We start from the raw sequence: 18,858 nt of genomic DNA, 5'->3' as shown, positions 1-18,858 counted from the left end.
GTTAATATTCTGCGACTCTAAATATCAATAGGTATAAGGGCTGTCCGAACTTGATATTAGAAGTAAATTAGCAAAAAATGTTGTGATTAGTATCTAAAATCATCTGGTTCTGAAATCCAAAAGATTAAAAGGCAATCAAAATATCTCCTAATTTACTTAATCACATTACTTTATCATATTTCATTTATCTTTATTTTTAAATATTAGAAACAAGTAATTTTCGTACCTTTGTATCCCGTACAAAAAGCAGCAATTTTTATATATCTGCTGTAAAAAACCACAAACATGACTAAGTATATTTTTGTTACGGGGGGTGTTACTTCCTCTTTGGGTAAGGGCATCATTTCCGCATCTTTGGCTAAACTTTTACAGGCACGTGGCTACCGTGTAACCATTCAAAAATTCGATCCTTACATTAATATCGATCCCGGAACGCTTAATCCCTACGAACATGGCGAATGCTTTGTAACCGAAGATGGTGCCGAAACCGATTTGGATCTTGGTCACTATGAACGTTTCTTAAACGTTCCAACATCTCAGGCTAATAACATCACCACTGGCCGTATCTATCAAAACGTAATCAGTAAAGAGCGTAAAGGCGAATATTTGGGTAAAACCGTACAAGTTGTTCCCCATATTACCGATGAAATTAAGCGCAACATGCGCATCTTAGGCGATAGCGGTGACTACGATATTATAATTACTGAACTTGGCGGAACTGTTGGTGATATTGAATCTCTTCCTTTTATAGAAGCTGTTCGTCAGTTTAAGTGGGAAGAAGGAAGTTCAAATGCAATTGTAATTCACTTAACACTTGTACCCTACTTGGCCGCTGCCGGCGAATTAAAAACAAAACCAACACAACACTCTGTTAAAGCTTTATTGGAATATGGTATTCAGCCGGATATCCTGGTTTGCAGAACCGAACACCATCTTGGTCAGGATTTAAGAAAAAAAATTGCCCTGTTTTGTAACGTAAACATCAATGCGGTAGTCGAATCGATGGATGCATCTACTATCTATGATGTGCCATTATTAATGTTAAAGGAACAATTAGACAAAACAGTTTTAGCAAAATTAAAATTACCAACCAAAAACGATCCGGATATGGAAAGCTGGAAAGACTTTCTTGGTCGTTTAAAAAATCCGACTGCCGAAGTAAAAATTGGTTTAGTGGGTAAATATGTAGAGTTACCTGATGCATACAAGTCAATTATTGAGTCTTTCGTTCACGCAGGTTCAAAAAATGAATGTAAAGTTCGGGTAGAATATATTCACTCAGAAGGTATTTTCTCTGATAACGTACACGAAAAACTTGGTCATTTACAAGGTGTATTAGTTGCGCCAGGTTTTGGAAGTCGTGGTATTGAAGGAAAAATTGATACCATCAAATACGTTCGTGAAAATAACATTCCTTTCTTCGGAATTTGCCTGGGAATGCAATGTGCAGTAATAGAATACGGACGTAACGTTTTAGGTTTAAAAGGTGCACACACCACTGAAATTGACGCTGAGGCAGATCATCCGGTAATTAATATGATGGAAGAACAAAAGAGTATTGTAAACATGGGTGGTACAATGCGTTTGGGATCTTATCCATGTGATATCAAAAAAGGAACAAAAGCTTTTGCTATCTATGGAAAGGCGCATATCAATGAGCGTCACCGTCACCGTTTTGAATTTAATAATGATTATTTAAAGCAATATGAAGAAGCCGGTATGATTGCTTCCGGAATCAATCCGCAGACTAATCTGGTTGAAATTGTGGAGTTAAAAAACCATCCTTTTTTCATCGGCGGACAATTTCACCCTGAATTAAAATCAACAGTTGCTAATCCTCACCCACTTTTTGTTAAATTTGTCGCTGCTGCGATGGAGTTTGCTAAAAAGAAAACGAATTAAAAGCAGTACAATAGACTAATGGATAGAAATACCTTCACAGGATTATTCCTGATTATGATCATTTTGGCAGGATCATTTTACTTTTTACGGCCTACTGAGGCTGAAATTAAAAAAACCAAAGAAACTGAGCGTTTAGATTCTTTGAAAAAAGCCGGAGTGGTTCCTGCTGTAAAAGATACCACTGCAAAAGCTGCAACTGTTGTTAACCCAGTGGTAGATTCGCTTGCTTTAAAGGGCCCTTTTGGTACTGCTTTGGCCGGAACACAATCGAATACTGTTTTAGAAAACGAAAATCTATTAATCACCCTGAGTAATAAAGGTGGTAGAATTTCATCGGTTCAAATTAAAAATCAAAAAACTTACGCAGGAAAGCCACTTATTTTATTTACTGGCGACCAGAATAAATTTGGGTTAAACCTTAATGCTGCCGGCAAAACGATTAACACCAACGATTTGTACTTTACGCCAAATAAAACAGGGAATACGGTGAGCATGCGTGCTAACTATGGTTCGAATGCTTATGTGGAGTACGTGTATGATTTAAAAGGATTAAGCAATAAGGTAGATTTTAAAATTAATCTGGTTGGTTTGCAACAGGTAATTGCTGGTAACTCAGTTGGTTTAAACTGGCAGACTACGCTATTACAGCAAGAAAAATCAATTGAAAGTGAGCACCGTTATTCAGCACCTTATTATAAGTATGTGGAGGGTGACGTTGACCATTTAAGTGTATCTAAAGATGAAAAGGAAGACCTTGCTAAAGGTAAAATCCAGTGGTTCTCATTCAAACAACACTTTTTCTCTGCTTCTTTAATCGCTAAACAACCATTTGAAAAAGGAAGCTTAGAAGTAAAAATCCCGACCGAACCTGGTTTAGTTAAGTTCTATGATGCCAATATGCAATTGCCATACGCACATACTGCAAATCAGGCTTATGAAATGGAATTTTACTTTGGAACAAATAAGTTCTCTGCTTTAAAGGCACAGGGTTATGATTTAGAAAAGCAGGTAGATCTGGGCTACTGGCCATTAAAATACATCAACCGTTTCATTGTCTTGCCTGTATTTAATTTCCTTAATAACTTCGGCTGGAACTTCGGTTTAATCATTTTGGTCTTAACCATCTTGTTAAAAGTTGCTTTATCACCCCTTACCTACAAGTCATATTTATCGATGGCTAAAATGAGGGTTTTAAAGCCAGAAATGGATGAAATTAAAGCTAAAGTTGGTGAAGAAAATGCAACACTTGTTCAGCAGGAATACTTAAAACTTTATAAAAAAGCCGGTGTTAATCCACTGGGTGGCTGTTTACCGATGGTTTTACAATTACCCTTGGTAATGGCGTTCTTCTTCTTTTTCCCGAATTTGTTTGAATTGCGTGGAGAGAGTTTTCTTTGGATGAAAGATTTATCAACTTATGATGAATTTATAAAATTCGGTTTCAAAGTACCTTTCATTGGCGATCACTTAAGTTTGATGTGTGTATTGATGACCATCTCTACCTTAATCATGACTTACTTCAATAACCAGACGTCAGGTGCAACCGGCCAAATGAAATACATTGGTTATGTAATGCCGGTAATCTTTTTAGGGGTTTTAAATAGCTACCCTGCCGGTTTAAATTACTACTACTTCTTAGCCAACTTAATGACTTTTGGTCAGCAGATCTTAATTCGTAAAATGGTTGATGATGATAAGATTCATGCTTTGATTCAACAAAATAAAGCCAGACCTGCAGACGAGAAAAAGAAAAAATCAAAATTCCAACAACGTTTGGATGATTATATGCGTCAGCAACAACAAGCTAAAAAATAGAATTTAGCACTATAATATTTTTACCGGAAGCCTTGATTGCAAAAACAATCAAGGCTTCTTGTTTTACCGCCTCTATAAAATGATTTTATTGACCTGTTAATTGTAATATTTGGCATACATGTTTCTTAATAAGCTAAAAAATTCCAATTTTAGGAGCTTAATCACAACAGACTAATTAATTTATTTCCAGAAATGCAAAAAAGACTAACAATTATTCTATTTTTCGTTGTCAGCTTTGCTTATGCGCAAAAGAAACCCTTAGATCATACCGTTTATGATACCTGGGAATCAGTTGGAGCAAAGCAACTATCAAATAATGGGACTTGGGCAATGTATGGTGTCCTTCAACAGGAAGGCGATGCACAACTTTCCATCAGCAACCTGAAAACCAGTGCTAAAATTAATGTTCCGCGGGGAATGAATGCCCAGTTCAGCAACGATTCTAAATTTGCGGCTTTTACTATCCGACCGTTTAATAAAGATCTTCGCCAGGCTAAGATAAAAAAGAAAAAGCCAGAAGAGATGCCTAAAGATTCTTTGGGTATTACGAACCTAAGCACAAGTGCCGTTACAAAAATATCCCGGGTAAAGTCATTCAAATTTCCGGAAGAAGGTTCTGGTGTGATGGCGTACCTCACAGATAAGCCTGATACTGCAAAGAAAGCAGTTACCCCCGCAGAAAAAAAAGACACCGATGCTGATTTCCTTGCTGATGAACCAGCCTTAAAAGGCAAAACTGAAGAGGGAACCGATCTGGTGGTTAAAAATCTGACCACAGGAACTGATCGTACTTTTAAGTTTGTAATTGATTATGCCTTCAGCAAAGATGGTAAACAACTTGTGTTTAGTTGCAGCGGATCTAAAAAAGATAAGACCGCTCCGCAAGGGGTATACCTGTTGAATACAGAAAAAGGCATTTTAAAAACCTTAATCAAAGGGAAAGGAAGCTTTAAAAACTTTGCTTTTGATGAGGAAAGTGAACACCTTGCTTTCGTAGGCGGACAAAGTCCGGAAAAACAGGAAATAAAAAACTATAATGTTTATTATAACTCGCTAACTTTAGATACCGCACAAATAATAGTTGATTTTGATATGCCTGGCTTACCTGCAAAATGGTCTGTTAATGGCGATGCGAAAGTAACTTTCAGTAAGGACGGGAAGAAATTGTTTTTCGGGATCTCTCCTGTTAAAGCATCAAAAGATACAACAATTGTTGATTTCGAAGTGGCGAAAGTTGACGTTTGGAACTATAAGGATGATTACTTGCAGCCAATGCAACTCAAAAACGCAGACAGGGATAGTAAAAAAAGCTACCTATCGGTGATTGATGTATATAGCAGTGACCCGAAAGTGATTCCTTTAACGGACTTAACTTTACCGGATGCGAATCTAATTGCAGAAGGCAATTCAAACGCTGTGCTGGCAACAACAGATTATGGACATAGAATTGAATCGCAATGGAGCGGATCAACTTCGAAAGATTATTATCTTGTGGATACTAAAACAGGGCAGCGTAAAAAGATAATTGCTGAATTGAATGGTTATGCAATGGCTTCTCCAGGTGGAAACTATGTATTGTATTTTGACCGGAAAAGTGGAAATTGGTATACATACAATGTTGCAACTTCAAAAGCAACTGCACTTACCGAACGTTTAAATGTAAAATTTGTTGAAGAGGATAACGATGTACCTGATTTGCCTTCGGCCTACGGAATTGCAACGTGGACCGCAGATGATAAGGCGGTAATCCTGAACGACAGATATGACTTGTGGTCATTCTCACCAGATGGAAAATCTGAACCAAAAAACATCACTGCTGGTTTCGGCCGGGCGAACAAAATTACTTTTCGCTACGAAAGATTATCTGCAGAAAACCGTTTTGACAGAAATGCAGATAACAAATTTGTAAAATCAAATGAATTGGTTTGGTTGAATGGTTTTAATAATGCAACTAAAGAAAATGGCTTTTACCGCACCAATGTTGGGACAGTTAAGGCACCTGAATTGGTGGTAATGTCTAAACATAAATATTCTAACCTGGTTAAAGCAGAAGCTGCAGATATCTACATCTATGATAAAGCAAGTTATGTTGAATCTCCGAATGTATATGTTACCACAGATTTCAAAACAGAAACCAAATTAACCAACACCAATCCTCAACAGCAAAACTACAATTGGGGAACAGCAGAACTGGTGAAATGGACTACTCCGAAGGGCTATCAGGCTGAAGGTATTTTGTATAAGCCGGAAAATTTTGATCCGAATAAGAAATATCCAATGATTGCATATTTCTACGAAAAATTAACTGATGGGTTATACAACTATCAGGCGCCGGCCCCTACTCCTTCCCGTTTAAATATTTCGTTTTTCGTGAGCAACGGCTACCTTGTTTTTGCTCCTGATATCAGTTACGAAAATGGACATCCGGGACAATCGGCAGTAGAATACATCAATTCCGGGGTTGAAAACCTGAAAAAAAACAACTGGGTTGATGCCAAGAAAATCGGTATCCAGGGACAAAGCTGGGGAGGATATCAAGTGGCTTATCTCATTACTCAAAACGACATGTATGCTGCAGCCTGGGCTGGAGCACCTGTAGTGAATATGACGTCGGCCTATGGTGGAATTCGTTGGGAAACCGGGATGAACCGCCAATTTCAGTATGAAAAAACACAAAGCCGAATCGGTGCTACACTTTGGGAGAAACCAGAATTATACATCGAAAACTCACCATTATTTATGTTCCCGAAAGTGAATACACCAGTTGTGGTAATGGCGAATGACGCTGACGGAGCGGTGCCATGGTACCAGGGAATTGAAATGTTTACCGGATTACGCCGCTTAGGTAAACCGGTTTGGATGCTAAACTACAATGGCGAAGCCCATAATCTCGTTCAACGTCAGAATAGAAAAGATATTCAAATTCGTGAACAGCAATTTTTTGATTACTATCTTAAGGGCGCAAAGGCACCTGCCTGGATGACCAGTGGCATACCAGCAACCGAAAAAGGTAAAACCTGGGGTTTTGAATTAACAGACGGTAAACCGTGAGGCCATCGTCAGGAATGAATCCTTAGTCATAAGTCCATAGTTTGTAGTTTGAAAGCTATACACTATGGACTTTTATTTTTAGTATATTAGACTTGCGACTAAGGACTTAAACACTCCTGACTCATTCGCTAAAGCACCCTTTATACTTTCATTTAAAAAAGGTATTTTCAACCCTTTAAAATAAAACTGAACAAACCTAATGGCATTAAGCAGAATCTGGTCGGCCTTTATCATCGTTGCAATTGTTGTAGCAAGTATTAAATGTTTCTTTTTAGGACAAACTGATATCTTCAATTGGATGGTCATTGGTAAAGCTGATGATGCAGCTAACCCGCTTAAATTGGATGGAATTATTCAAACCTGTTGGGTATCGGTAGAACTTTGCCTGAAACTGATAGGTATTTTAGCCCTCTTTATGGGTTTGATGAGCATTGCTGAGAAAGCTGGTGGTATTAGATTATTATCCAGAATTGTTGGACCATTCTTCTCGAAATTATTTCCGGATATTCCAAAAGGTCATCCATCCATGGGACACATGATTATGAATTTCTCGGCCAATTTGCTCGGCCTTGATAACGCTGCAACCCCATTTGGATTAAAGGCTATGGAAAGTCTTCAGGAGCTCAATCCTCAAAAAGATACGGCTTCCAATGCACAAATTATGTTCTTATGTCTGCATGCTGCTGGTTTAAGTTTAATTCCGGTAAGTGTAATTGCTATTCGTGCTTCTCAAAATGCATCTAACCCTACCGATGTTTTTATTCCCTGCCTGATCGTAACATTTGTGGGTACAATGGCAGCAATGCTAATTGTTTCTTTCAAGCAAAAGATTAATCTGTTTCAACCTGTGGTAATTGGCTGGATTCTTGGCCTCTCTGCCATTATTGCCAGTCTGGTACTTTATATCAGGTCTTTAGATGCAGCAGGGATTCAGTCCTTTTCCGGACTGTTAAGTAATGGTTTGATTTTATTTATCTTTTTAATCATTGTATTGGGTGCACTATATAAAAAAATAGATGTTTTTGATGCCTTTATTGATGGCGCAAAAGATGGATTTAAAACCGCAATTAATATTATTCCTTATCTGGTAGGCATGTTGGTAGCAATAAGCCTTTTGCGTACCAGCGGCACTTTTGATGTGGTAATTAATGGAATCAAAAGCGTATTTGTTTATCTTAGAACGGATACCCGATTTGTAGAAGGCCTTCCAACCGCACTTATCAGACCTTTAAGTGGCGGTGCTGCCCGGGGGATGATGGTGAGCACGATGGAAACCTATGGTGCAGATTCGTTCGCAAGCAGATTGTCTGGCATTTTCCAGGGCGCATCAGATACTACTTTTTATGTCGTTGCTGTTTACTTTGGGTCAGTCCAAATCAAAAATACAAGATATGCCATTGGTTCCATGCTTCTGGCAGATCTGGTAGGGGTATGTACAGCAATTGGAATTTGTTATTTGTTTTTCGGTTAGGATTCTATTCTTTTCTATATTCAAACATTCCATATACTAAAAGCCTGTATAAATTGAATAAAAAGGAATGTTATGCCACGCGTTAAGAAGTTTTTCTTTTGAGGATTTTCTCTTTTGATTAAATGCTATTAGCCTTTGATTTGAGGTCGTTTTCTTCTGTCTTGAGGTTGCTATCTTGTAATTTGAAGTTCTTTAGTTTGGTTTTGAGGTTGTTTTCTTCTGTCTTGAGGTTATTATCATGTAATTTGAGGTTATTTAGTTTGGTTTTGAGGTTATTTTCTTAGAGACTGTTTAAATTTTCTTTTACTATATATTTACGTTGCTTTTATGTCATACTGAGGTTGCAGATAAATTGGGATTAATCTTCGAAGTATTTCCACATTATTTAAATAGGGTCTTCAACAGGCTCAGACTGACTTACAAATATTTTTCATTCAAATTTAAACAGGCTCTAAGTGTTGCAAATTTTAATTTATAACTTTTATTTAAGTTGTAAATAACTTCTTAATCCTATTCATGCTGCTGCAGTTATAGACTAGAAAACCTGGGCTACTCTTTGAGAGCAAAGATTTTTAGCAAGATTTGCTTAATAGAATCCATTCTAAAAATCAACGATTTAAGTATCTGTTTAAATTAAAAATGATTTACAATACTTTATAAATTCAAAAAAAATCACATTAAATACTACGCATGTTTTGATTTATGCTTTAATTATAGCTTTATTTGCACAAAATCGTATTTCATGGCCAAAAACTTATTAATTGTTGAGTCACCCGCAAAAGCCAAAACTATAGAAGGCTATCTAGGTAAAGATTTCCTGGTGAAATCAAGCTATGGCCATATTCGGGATTTGGTAAAGGGCGATATGGCTATTGATATCAAAAATAATTTCGCCCAGACTTACGAGGTACCTGCTGATAAGAAAAGTATGGTCGCCGAACTTAAAAAATTAGCTAAGGAAGCCGAAATGGTATGGCTAGCCTCCGATGAGGACCGGGAAGGAGAAGCAATTTCCTGGCACTTATTCGAAACTTTAGGCCTGAAAGCAGAAAAAACAAAAAGAATTGTATTTCACGAAATTACCAAGCCAGCCATTTTAAAAGCAATTGAGAGTCCAAGAAGTATCGATTATAATCTGGTAAATGCACAACAGGCACGCCGCGTTTTAGACCGGTTGGTTGGCTTTGAACTCTCACCTGTGTTATGGAAAAAAGTTAAACCTTCTTTATCAGCTGGCCGCGTGCAATCTGTCGCTGTGCGCTTAATTGTGGACAGGGAAAGAGAAGTTTTAAACTTTAAAGCTTCTGCAGCATTTAAAATCACTGCTCAGTTTTCAACCGGAAAAGGTAGAGAGCTTGTTAAAGCAGAATTACCGCAACGTTTCGAAAGCGAAGCCGATGCAGAGAAGTATCTTCAGGACTGTGCTACAGCTAAATTCAATATCACCAGTTTAGAAACAAAACCTGCGAAAAGAAACCCGGCTGCACCTTTCACTACATCTACTCTTCAGCAGGAAGCATCCCGTAAATTAGGTTTCTCCGTTGCGAGAACCATGCAGGTAGCGCAGAGATTATATGAGGCTGGAAAGATTACGTATATGAGAACGGATTCGGTAAACCTGTCCGATACGGCATTATCAGCTGCTGAACAAGAAATTAAATCGGCTTATGGTAACCAATACCATCAGCCAAGAAAATATAAAACCAAATCTGCCGGCGCACAAGAGGCTCACGAAGCCATCCGCCCTACTTATTTCGACAGGCATACTGTAGACGGCGACATTTCAGAGAAACGTTTATACGATTTGATCTGGAAACGTTCCATCGCATCGCAAATGAGCGAAGCTTTATTCGAAAAAACAACAGCTCAGATTACCGCATCTACCAGAAAGGAACATTTAGTTGCTGAAGGTGAAGTCTTGAAATTCGATGGTTTCCTTAAAGTTTATTTAGAATCTACAGACGAGGAAGAAGGCGAAGAAAAAGAAGGTGGCTCTATCCTACCGCCATTGGCTAAAGGACAGGAATTATTTTTGAATGAAATGCAGGCGACAGAACGTTATTCTCGGCCGCCTGCACGATATACCGAAGCCAGTTTAGTAAAGAAATTAGAAGAATTGGGCATTGGCCGTCCTTCTACTTATGCGCCAACCATATCGACGGTTCAAAACCGTGGTTATGTGGTGAAAGAAGACCGGGATGGTAAAGCGCGTAAATTCACAGCGATAGTTTTAAATAATGGTGCAGTAACGAAAGAGATTAAATCTGAGATTACCGGTGCTGAAAAATCAAAGCTCTTCCCTACTGATATTGGTGAAGTGGTAAATGATTTCTTAGTGGAACATTTCAAGGGGATTGTTGATTTTAATTTCACTGCGAATGTAGAAAAGGAATTTGATGAGATTGCCCAGGGTTTGCAGGAATGGACTAAAATGCTTCATTCTTTTTATAACCCCTTCCACCAGGAGGTTGAAAATACTTTAGAAACTGCTGAACGTGCAACGGGCGAGCGTTTATTAGGTTTAGATCCGGCTACAGGCAAAAACGTTTATACAAAAGTTGGCAAATTTGGTCCGCTGGTACAAATTGGCGAACAGGATGATGAGGAAAAACCTCGTTATGCAAGTTTAATGAGAACCCAGTCTGTTGCAACTATTCAGCTGGAAGACGCATTAGAATTGTTTAAACTTCCATTCTCTCTACCTGATTTTGAAGGCAAAGAAGTGATGATTGGTATTGGTCGTTTCGGACCTTATGTAAAGTGGGGAGAAAGTTTTATCTCACTTCCTAAAAATGAAGAGCCTTTATCTGTAACCTACGATAGGGCCGTTGAGATTATCCGTGAAAAAATGGATGCTGATGCACCAATTGCACATTATCAGGGCTTAGGCGTTACCAAAGGGAAAGGCCGTTTCGGTCCGTTTATTAAGTGGAATGATTTATTCATCAATATCCCTGCAAAAGGCTATGATTTTGATAACCTATCTCAGGAAGATATCGAAACGCTGATTGGCAAGAAAGTTGAAAAGGAAGCCAATCGTTTCATTAAAACCTGGGAAGCGGAGAAAATATCGATCGAAAATGGTCGTTGGGGACCGTTTATCCGTTTTGGAAAGTTGATGCTAAAGCTGAGGAACAACGAAGCTACAAAACAGAAATATACCCCCGAAGAATTGGTTGACATTGATTTGGAAGTAGTTAAAAAGATGATTGTAGAACAAGTGCCAAACGCTTTCGAAACGAAGAAAAAAGCACCGGCAAAGAAAAAGGCCCCGGCTGCAAAAAAGGCGGTGGCTAAAAAGAAATAAATTTTTGAAAAAAGAATAAGGAACAAGGATTAAAGATTAAGCGTTTAAAACCTGATAATTCATTGTCTTTATTCTTTGATCTTTTATCCTTAATCCAAAATGAAAGCAGATTTACCAGAAAATACCGTTGAAGATATCGCGATGGCAGTTGTACTGATGGGTGAAACTCCGGAGGTAAAGAACTGGACGGTTTATCTTGTTAACCTTAAAGATGAACCGATTACGAATGTTTTAATTAGTTCTAAGGGTTATGGTGAAAAGGATGGAAAGCAAGTTAAAACATCTGTACTGAGGCACTTCGTTGGCGATATGGAAGCACAAGGCTTTAAAGGTGTGGAGGCAATCGACCCGGAAGTTTTTGGCTTAACAAATGAGTATTGGTTGAGTTATTATATTGGCTCTACCATTTATGATAAAAAATTCATTTTCCTTCCTGAAAGTATTGTAGATACGAACCTGATTAAAATTCCCCTGGTAAACAGACCTGGCGTGATGATTAGATAGTTTTCTGTAGGATTTAGTCCTAAGTCTTTAATCTAAAATCCATCACACTTAGTGCGCAGCCGTTATGAAGTAAGTTGATACTTATTTTTTAAAAGGTTTAGATGGAAGGGAAAATTGAAGTTTACCACTCCATTCTGTTGGCAACCGTTCAAAATAAGGGATTCGCGGTTGCCTTTTATATCGATTGAATGAAGAGTTCAGGACGCTAGACTTGCTACCTCATAAAACCACTCAAGACTCTGGACTCTGGACTAAAGACTTAAAACAACCCCTACTTCTCCGGTACCTTAACCGCTTGTCTGCCGAGTAACTTCCACCCTGCCTTCTCCTTACTCCAAATTAATAAGATATACAGTTTCACATTTCCGGGAATATTTTTATCGTTTGTTTTTGCATTTAAAGTGTGGCGTACTAAGGCTGTTTTATTTTGAATGATTACAGTTTGGTCTGTTAGGCTTATATCGACAAAATCAGATTCTGCCGACAATAAAGAATGCATAAACTCTTGTTTGGTTTGAACCTTGCCACTGGAGTGGCCGTAACTTAAATTGTTAAGAATTAGTTTATCTAAGGCTATGCTATCAGGATTAACCATTAATCGGGAAAGTTTGGTCACGGCTTCCTCTACCGCAGTTTTTTGAGCAAAGGCAAAATTTACACTTATTATCAGTGATGCAAAAATAAATAGTTTCTTAATCATATCTGGTAGAATTGGATTGATGTGGTAAACTTATCTAAATCATCTTAAAGGAACAAATCAAAATTCCCTGAATATTTAACTTTATTGTTTAGAGGATTTATATACCGAAACAGTTACCTCTTCATCCAAAGATTATTTAAAGGCAGACAACATTGAGATTAAACAAGGACAACATGCCTGTTAAAACGGACAAAAAAATTCCAATTGATTCTTAATTTTCCACATAATTCCATTTACTCAGAATTTTAATCTACTTTCATTCCCATCTAATTAATCTGAAAAATGGAACAATCATCTAACTATCAATCGTCCTCTAAGAAGAAAATTATTTTTTTAGGCTTATTGGCAGTTTCAATCGCTGCGATATTATTTATTTATTTCCGACATAAAAAGAAATCAAATGAAGATAATCAAGCCTATGCAAAGTACATTGAAGCTTATACATCAGGAACAATCTCAAAAAAGAGTTTTATTCGTGTGCATTTAGCCAATGCGGCAACAGGTATGCAGGATTTGGGAAAAGCTGATTCTCGTGAATTATTTGATTTTTCTCCATCCATTTCAGGAAAAGCCTTTTGGATCGATCCGCAAACAATAGAATTCAGGCCAGATGAAAACCTTAAACCAGGTAAAAAATATGAGGCAAGTTTCAAATTATCGGAAGTTTCGGCTACGGAAAAAGGTTTAGAAGATTTTGACTTCGAATTTAAAGTGATCACACCAGGCATTATGCTGGTTCAAAATGGCTTGGTTTCACAAAATAATACGTCTTTAGATTATATGAAGCTTACCGGAGAGGTGGCAACTGCAGATGCGGAAGAAACTTCGAAAGTTGAGAAAATAATTGAACTTGATTTCGACCAGAAGCTCAAAATAAAATGGCAGCATGATCCGGCAAAAAACACTTCAAAATTTACCATCGATAGCATCAAAAAACAAGGTGCGGATCAAACCCTTAAATTAGATTGGGATGGTGACGCGATCGACGCTGAAGAAAAAGGCAAGGAAGAAATCCGTATCCCTGCGTTAAATAAATTCGAGGTTTTAGATATCAAAGCCATTCAGGGCGAGGAAGATTATGCCCTGGTTCAATTTTCAGAACCCATTGGCGTAGGCCAGGATTTAACCGGAATGATTTCTCTTGGAAATTTGAGTGATTTGAGGTATACAATCGATGCAAGTCAGGTGAAAGTATACGCGGCTGAAGAGCTTAAGGGAAATTACGCGTTAAACGTAAACAATGGTATAGAAAATATAAATGGTAAAACGCTTTCTGGCGGAAAAACGGCTAACCTTGTTTTCGAAGATAAGCTGCCGGCGGTTACCATTTCAGGTGCAGGAACAATTTTGCCAAATTCAGATAAACTGGTATTGCCATTCGAGGCCATCAACTTAAAAGCGGTTGATGTCACCATTATTAAAATCTACGAAAATAACATCCCTCAATTTTTCCAAACCAATAATTACAAAGATGGGAATGAGCTTCGCAGGGTAGCAAAGCCAGTATTGCAGAAAACCATTCGCCTGGATGAAGACAAAGCTTTAAATCTTCATAAAAAGAACCGGTTTACTTTAGATCTGGATAAGATGATTCGGACCGAACCAGGTGCCATGTACCGCGTTACGATAGCGTTTAGAAGAGAATACAATGCTTATAACTGTAAAGCCAACGATGAAAAAGCTGAAAGTGACGGAGAAACTGAGGAAAGCTATGGAGAGAAGATAGACGAAGACGACGATTTTTGGCTTCATTATAATAATTATTATATACCTGATTACCGCTGGGGTGACCGCGAGAACCCTTGTACGCGATCGTTTTATTCATCCGAACGCTGGGTGAGCCGAAACTTGCTGGCTTCAAATATTGGTTTGGTTGCTAAACGTGGGAACGATAATAGTATGCTCATTGTAGCAACAGATTTGCTAACAGCGAAACCATTAAGTGGTGTAGAACTCGAACTGATGGATTACCAGAAGCAGATCATTTTTACAACTAAAACCGATGGTGATGGCTTTGCAAGATTTGATTTGAAACGCCAGCCGTTTCTGTTAATTGCTAAAAAAGGATCGGAACGTGGCTACCTGAAACTGGATGATGGAACTTCACTTCCTTTGAGCAGATTTGATGTGGGCGGCGACGTTGTTCAAAGTGGAATAAAGGGCTTCATTTATGGGGAACGTGGCGTTTGGCGGCCTGGTGATAGCTTATTTGTTTCCTTCGTGCTTGAAGATAAGTTGAAGAAATTGCCAGCTAATTATCCGGTTACGATGGAATTATCTAATCCCAAAGGACAATTATATAAACGACTGATTAATGGTAAACCCGTTAATGGTTTCTATACTTTCAAAATCGCGACTGAAAGCACCTCACCTACTGGTAACTGGACGGCGAAAGTTAAAGCCGGTGGTGCAACATTTACTAAAACCTTAAAAATTGAAACGGTAATGCCAAACCGTTTAAAGATCGATTTCAATGTAGGCAACAGGCCATATTTAAAAGCCGGAACTTCTGCGGCTACCCTAACCGCCAAGTGGTTGTTTGGTGCAGCTGCTCAAAATTTAAAAGCGAAAGTGGATGTAAATCTGAATACCACAGAAACTAAGTTTAAAGGTTTCGACGGCTATAGTTTCGATAATCCGACGGTGAACTTTGAATCGCAAGTAAAAACTATTTTCGAAGGAACTTTGAATGCAGCTGGAACGGCTCAGATTAATACAAATCTAAATGAGAATAACACTGCCCCCGGTATTTTAAGAGCAAACTTCACTACCAAGGTTTTTGAACCAGGTGGTAATTTCAGTATTGATAATTTTAGTATCCCGTACCATGTTTACAATAGCTATTTAGGTATCCGGCCGGAAAAAGGTGATAAACTAAGTGGTATGTTAGTTACTGGTAAAGACCATAAAATTGAGATTGTAAATGTAAATACTGATGGAAAACTATTAGCTGGTACCAAAACCGTGCAGGTAGAATTATATAAAACGCAATGGCGTTGGTGGTGGGAACAAGATGATCAATACACCTTCGCAAACTTTACTCAAAATCAATATAATAAGCTTATTGAAACCAAACAGGTTACCTTATCTAACGGAAAAGGCAGCTGGAATTTAAGAGTTGATGAACCGGAATGGGGCCGTTATTTAATTCTGGTTCGTGATTTAAATGGCGGACATGTAACCGGGAAGTCTGTTTACGTGGATTGGCCGGGCTGGGCACAGCGAGAGCAGGGAGCTAATCCAACTGAAGCGTCTATGCTATCTTTCACAGCGAACAAAGAAAAATTTACCGTTGGTGAAGATATTACCCTCACAATTCCAACTGCAGAGAACGGAAGGGCATTGGTTTCTATTGAAAACGGCAGTCGTGTTTTAAAAACTTTTTGGATAGATACGAAGGCTGGTCAAACACAGTATAAGTTTAAAGCCGAGAAAGAAATGGCCCCTAATGTGTTCGCAAACATTACGCTATTGCAACCACATGCACAAACGGTGAACGATTTACCCATCCGGATGTACGGTGCTATTCCTATACTGGTGGAAGATCCTCAAACGGTTTTAAAGCCAACCATTAAAATGCTGGATAAGATTAAGCCAGAAACAGAAAATACCATCACCGTTGGCGAGCAAAACGGGAAAGCAATGACTTACACCATCGCTTTGGTTGATGAAGGTTTACTGGATTTAACCCGTTTTAAAACACCAGATCCGCATGGTGCATTCTATGCCCGGGAGGGATTAGGCGTTAAAACATGGGATTTATTCGATTATGTTTTAGGCGCATGGGGAGGAAATTTAGAAAGAATTTTAAGTATTGGAGGTGATGGATCGATCAATAAAAATTTAAACCCTGCAAAAGCCAATCGCTTTAAAGCAGTGGTGAAATTTATGGGGCCATTTACCATCGGCAAAGGCGAAAGTAAAACGCATAAGTTCAAACTGCCTCAGTACATTGGTGCAGTCCGGGCCATGGTTGTTGCTGGTCAGGATGCAGCTTACGGTTTTGCTGAAAAATCTATTCAGGTTAAAAAGCCATTAATGGTTTTGGCCACCCTACCAAGGGTGATTGGTCCGGGTGAAACGTTTACCCTACCCGTTACTGTTTTTGCAACTGAAAAAAATCTTAAAAATGTTTCAGTTCAGCTTCAGGCGAGTAATTTAATTGTTCAGGGAACTAACAAACAACAACTCTACTATAAGCAAACTGGCGAACAAATGGCTTATTTTGAGGTGAAAGCACCAAACACTGTTGGTATTGCTAAAGTTAAAGTAGTGGCTCAAAGTGGTGGCGAAAGGACAGATTACGATGTGGAAATGGATATCCGAAACCCAAATCCTTACATCACGAACGTCGTTTCTGCAACCGTTCAGCCTGGACAAAAATGGGCAATAAATTATTCGCCAATTGGTATGACGGGTACCAATTCAGGAGCGCTGGAAGTCTCTTCTATTCCGGCGATTAACCTTAAACAACGATTAAATTATTTGATTCAATATCCACATGGATGTATCGAACAAACCACTTCAGGTATATTTCCTCAGTTGTACCTGGATAGATTAAGTCCATTGAATGAGCAACAGAAAGCCATGACTGAGAAAAACATCAAGGTCGGAATTACCAAAATAAAAGATTTCCAAACCACTGATGGTGGATTATCTTACTGGCCTGGAGATGCGAATGCCGATGAATGGGGCAGTAACTATGGCGGACACTTTTTAGTAGAAGCACAAAATGCAGGTTATACTTTACCTGTTGGGTTACTCGACGAATTGTTGCGCTATCAAAAAACAAAAGCGGCCAACTGGGCACCAAATAGCAACAATTTCTATGGAGGTGATTTATCACAGGCATACCGCTTATACATGCTCGCCCTGGCAAAAAAACCAGAAATGGCAGCAATGAATAGATTGAAAGCTTTCGAATATTTATCTGTTTCAGCAAAATGGCGTCTGGCAGCTGCTTACAAACTTGCAGGTCAGAATGATGTTGCTCTAAATATGATCAGAGGTTTAGAGACTTCTATAAAGCCATATAAGCAATTGGGTGGAACATTTGGTTCAGATGTTCGTGATCAGGCGATGATTTTGGAAACCCTAACCTTATTAGGTCAAAAAGCTAAAGCGGCGGGCTTATTACAATCAGTAGCTGTAAAAATTGGGGAAAATACCTGGTATAGTACGCAAACCACTGCGTATAGTTTATTGGCAATTGCGAAGTTTTGCGGAACAAATCAATCTTCAAATAAATTGCAATATCAATATGTTTTAGATGGGAAGTCAGCGCCTGTTAATTCTGGACAGTACATTAATAGCACTGCTATCAATTTCAAAGGGAACACAGCATCCGTAACGAATAAAGGAAATAATGTATTATTTGTTCGTTTAGTATTGCAAGGACAACCAGTTGCTGGTCAGAATAATTTCTTGCCAAACCGACCAGATGTGTTAGATATGAATGTTGTTTATAAACGTTTAAACGGAACCGTTCTGGATCCGACAACATTAAAGCAGGGAATGGATTTTTATGCTGAAGTGACGGTGAAAAACCCTGGAAACATGGGTTATTATGAGCAAATGGCATTGACGCAGATATTTCCATCGGGCTGGGAAATTATCAATACAAGGGTAAATGATAATCAGAGTATACTTGCTTCCTCTCCTTTCACTTATCAGGATATTCGCGACGATCGGGTATTTACTTATTTCAATATCAGGGAAAATGAAAGTCTGGTTTACAAGGTATTGCTAAATGCATCGTATTTAGGCAAATATTATTTATCAGCTGTTCAGTGCGAAGCCATGTATAACAATGACATTTCTGCTACGCAGGATGGAAAATGGGTGCAGGTGGTGAAGTAATTTTGAAACGTAACTATATCTGTTATGGTTCGTGGGGACACGAACCATGGCGGGTTAAATCATCCTAAACGATAGCAATGTGAGGTATTGTTATCTTTTGAACGGGCGAGACTACTTTGCCTCGGTTCGTGTCTTCATCAACCGAAATATAAGTGGGAACTAAATAGTAACCTGTTATGGATGATTTATTTCAGCAAAAGCGCCAAAGTTATATCGAGATAGGACAAATATATTTTTGGACAGCAACAA

Annotated in this window: 8 protein-coding genes; 7 read left to right on the top strand and 1 reads right to left on the bottom strand. The window is 38.4% G+C overall.

Translation table 11 applies throughout. The features are described 5' to 3' along the window. Positions 1–285: 285 nt before the first annotated feature. From GJU39_RS07680 to GJU39_RS07655, 6 genes are all read left to right on the top strand, one after another. Positions 286–1,902: a CTP synthase gene (locus GJU39_RS07680; RefSeq protein ID WP_154280205.1), complete on the top strand. Its 1,617-nt coding sequence runs from the start codon at positions 286–288 to the stop codon at positions 1,900–1,902. An 18-nt stretch (positions 1,903–1,920) separates the two neighbouring features. Next, complete coding sequence (yidC, locus tag GJU39_RS07675; RefSeq protein ID WP_154280204.1) at positions 1,921–3,717, top strand: membrane protein insertase YidC; 1,797 nt, start codon at positions 1,921–1,923, stop codon at positions 3,715–3,717. A gap of 192 nt (positions 3,718–3,909) precedes the next feature. Next, positions 3,910–6,768 carry a S9 family peptidase gene (locus tag GJU39_RS07670; protein ID WP_154280203.1) on the top strand — a complete coding sequence of 953 codons (2,859 nt, stop codon included), beginning with the start codon at positions 3,910–3,912 and terminating at the stop codon, positions 6,766–6,768. Positions 6,769–6,967: 199 nt separating this feature from the next. Next, on the top strand, positions 6,968–8,239 hold the full coding sequence (locus tag GJU39_RS07665) for a nucleoside recognition domain-containing protein (protein ID WP_154280202.1): 1,272 nt from the start codon (positions 6,968–6,970) through the stop codon (positions 8,237–8,239). 742 nt (positions 8,240–8,981) lie between these two features. Further along, on the top strand, positions 8,982–11,546 hold the full coding sequence (gene topA / locus GJU39_RS07660; RefSeq protein ID WP_154280201.1) for a type I DNA topoisomerase: 2,565 nt from the start codon (positions 8,982–8,984) through the stop codon (positions 11,544–11,546). A gap of 99 nt (positions 11,547–11,645) precedes the next feature. Further along, complete coding sequence (locus GJU39_RS07655; RefSeq protein ID WP_154280200.1) at positions 11,646–12,050, top strand: hypothetical protein; 405 nt, start codon at positions 11,646–11,648, stop codon at positions 12,048–12,050. A 271-nt stretch (positions 12,051–12,321) separates the two neighbouring features. On the opposite strand, the gene GJU39_RS07650 is transcribed toward GJU39_RS07655, so the two are convergent. Next, positions 12,322–12,750, bottom strand: coding sequence for a nuclear transport factor 2 family protein (locus tag GJU39_RS07650; RefSeq protein WP_154280199.1), 429 nt, complete (start codon positions 12,748–12,750; stop codon positions 12,322–12,324). Between the two features lie 282 nt (positions 12,751–13,032). Here GJU39_RS07650 and GJU39_RS07645 point away from each other — a divergent pair, with 282 nt between their 5' ends. Continuing rightward, complete coding sequence (locus tag GJU39_RS07645) at positions 13,033–18,609, top strand: alpha-2-macroglobulin family protein (RefSeq protein WP_154280198.1); 5,577 nt, start codon at positions 13,033–13,035, stop codon at positions 18,607–18,609. The last annotated feature ends 249 nt before the right edge of the window (positions 18,610–18,858 follow it).

The organism is Pedobacter petrophilus (assembly GCF_009674725.1).
GTDB classification, from domain to species: domain Bacteria; phylum Bacteroidota; class Bacteroidia; order Sphingobacteriales; family Sphingobacteriaceae; genus Pedobacter; species Pedobacter petrophilus.
The sequence above is the reverse complement of the archived record's forward strand: the minus strand, read 5'-3'. Positions and strand labels throughout refer to the sequence as shown.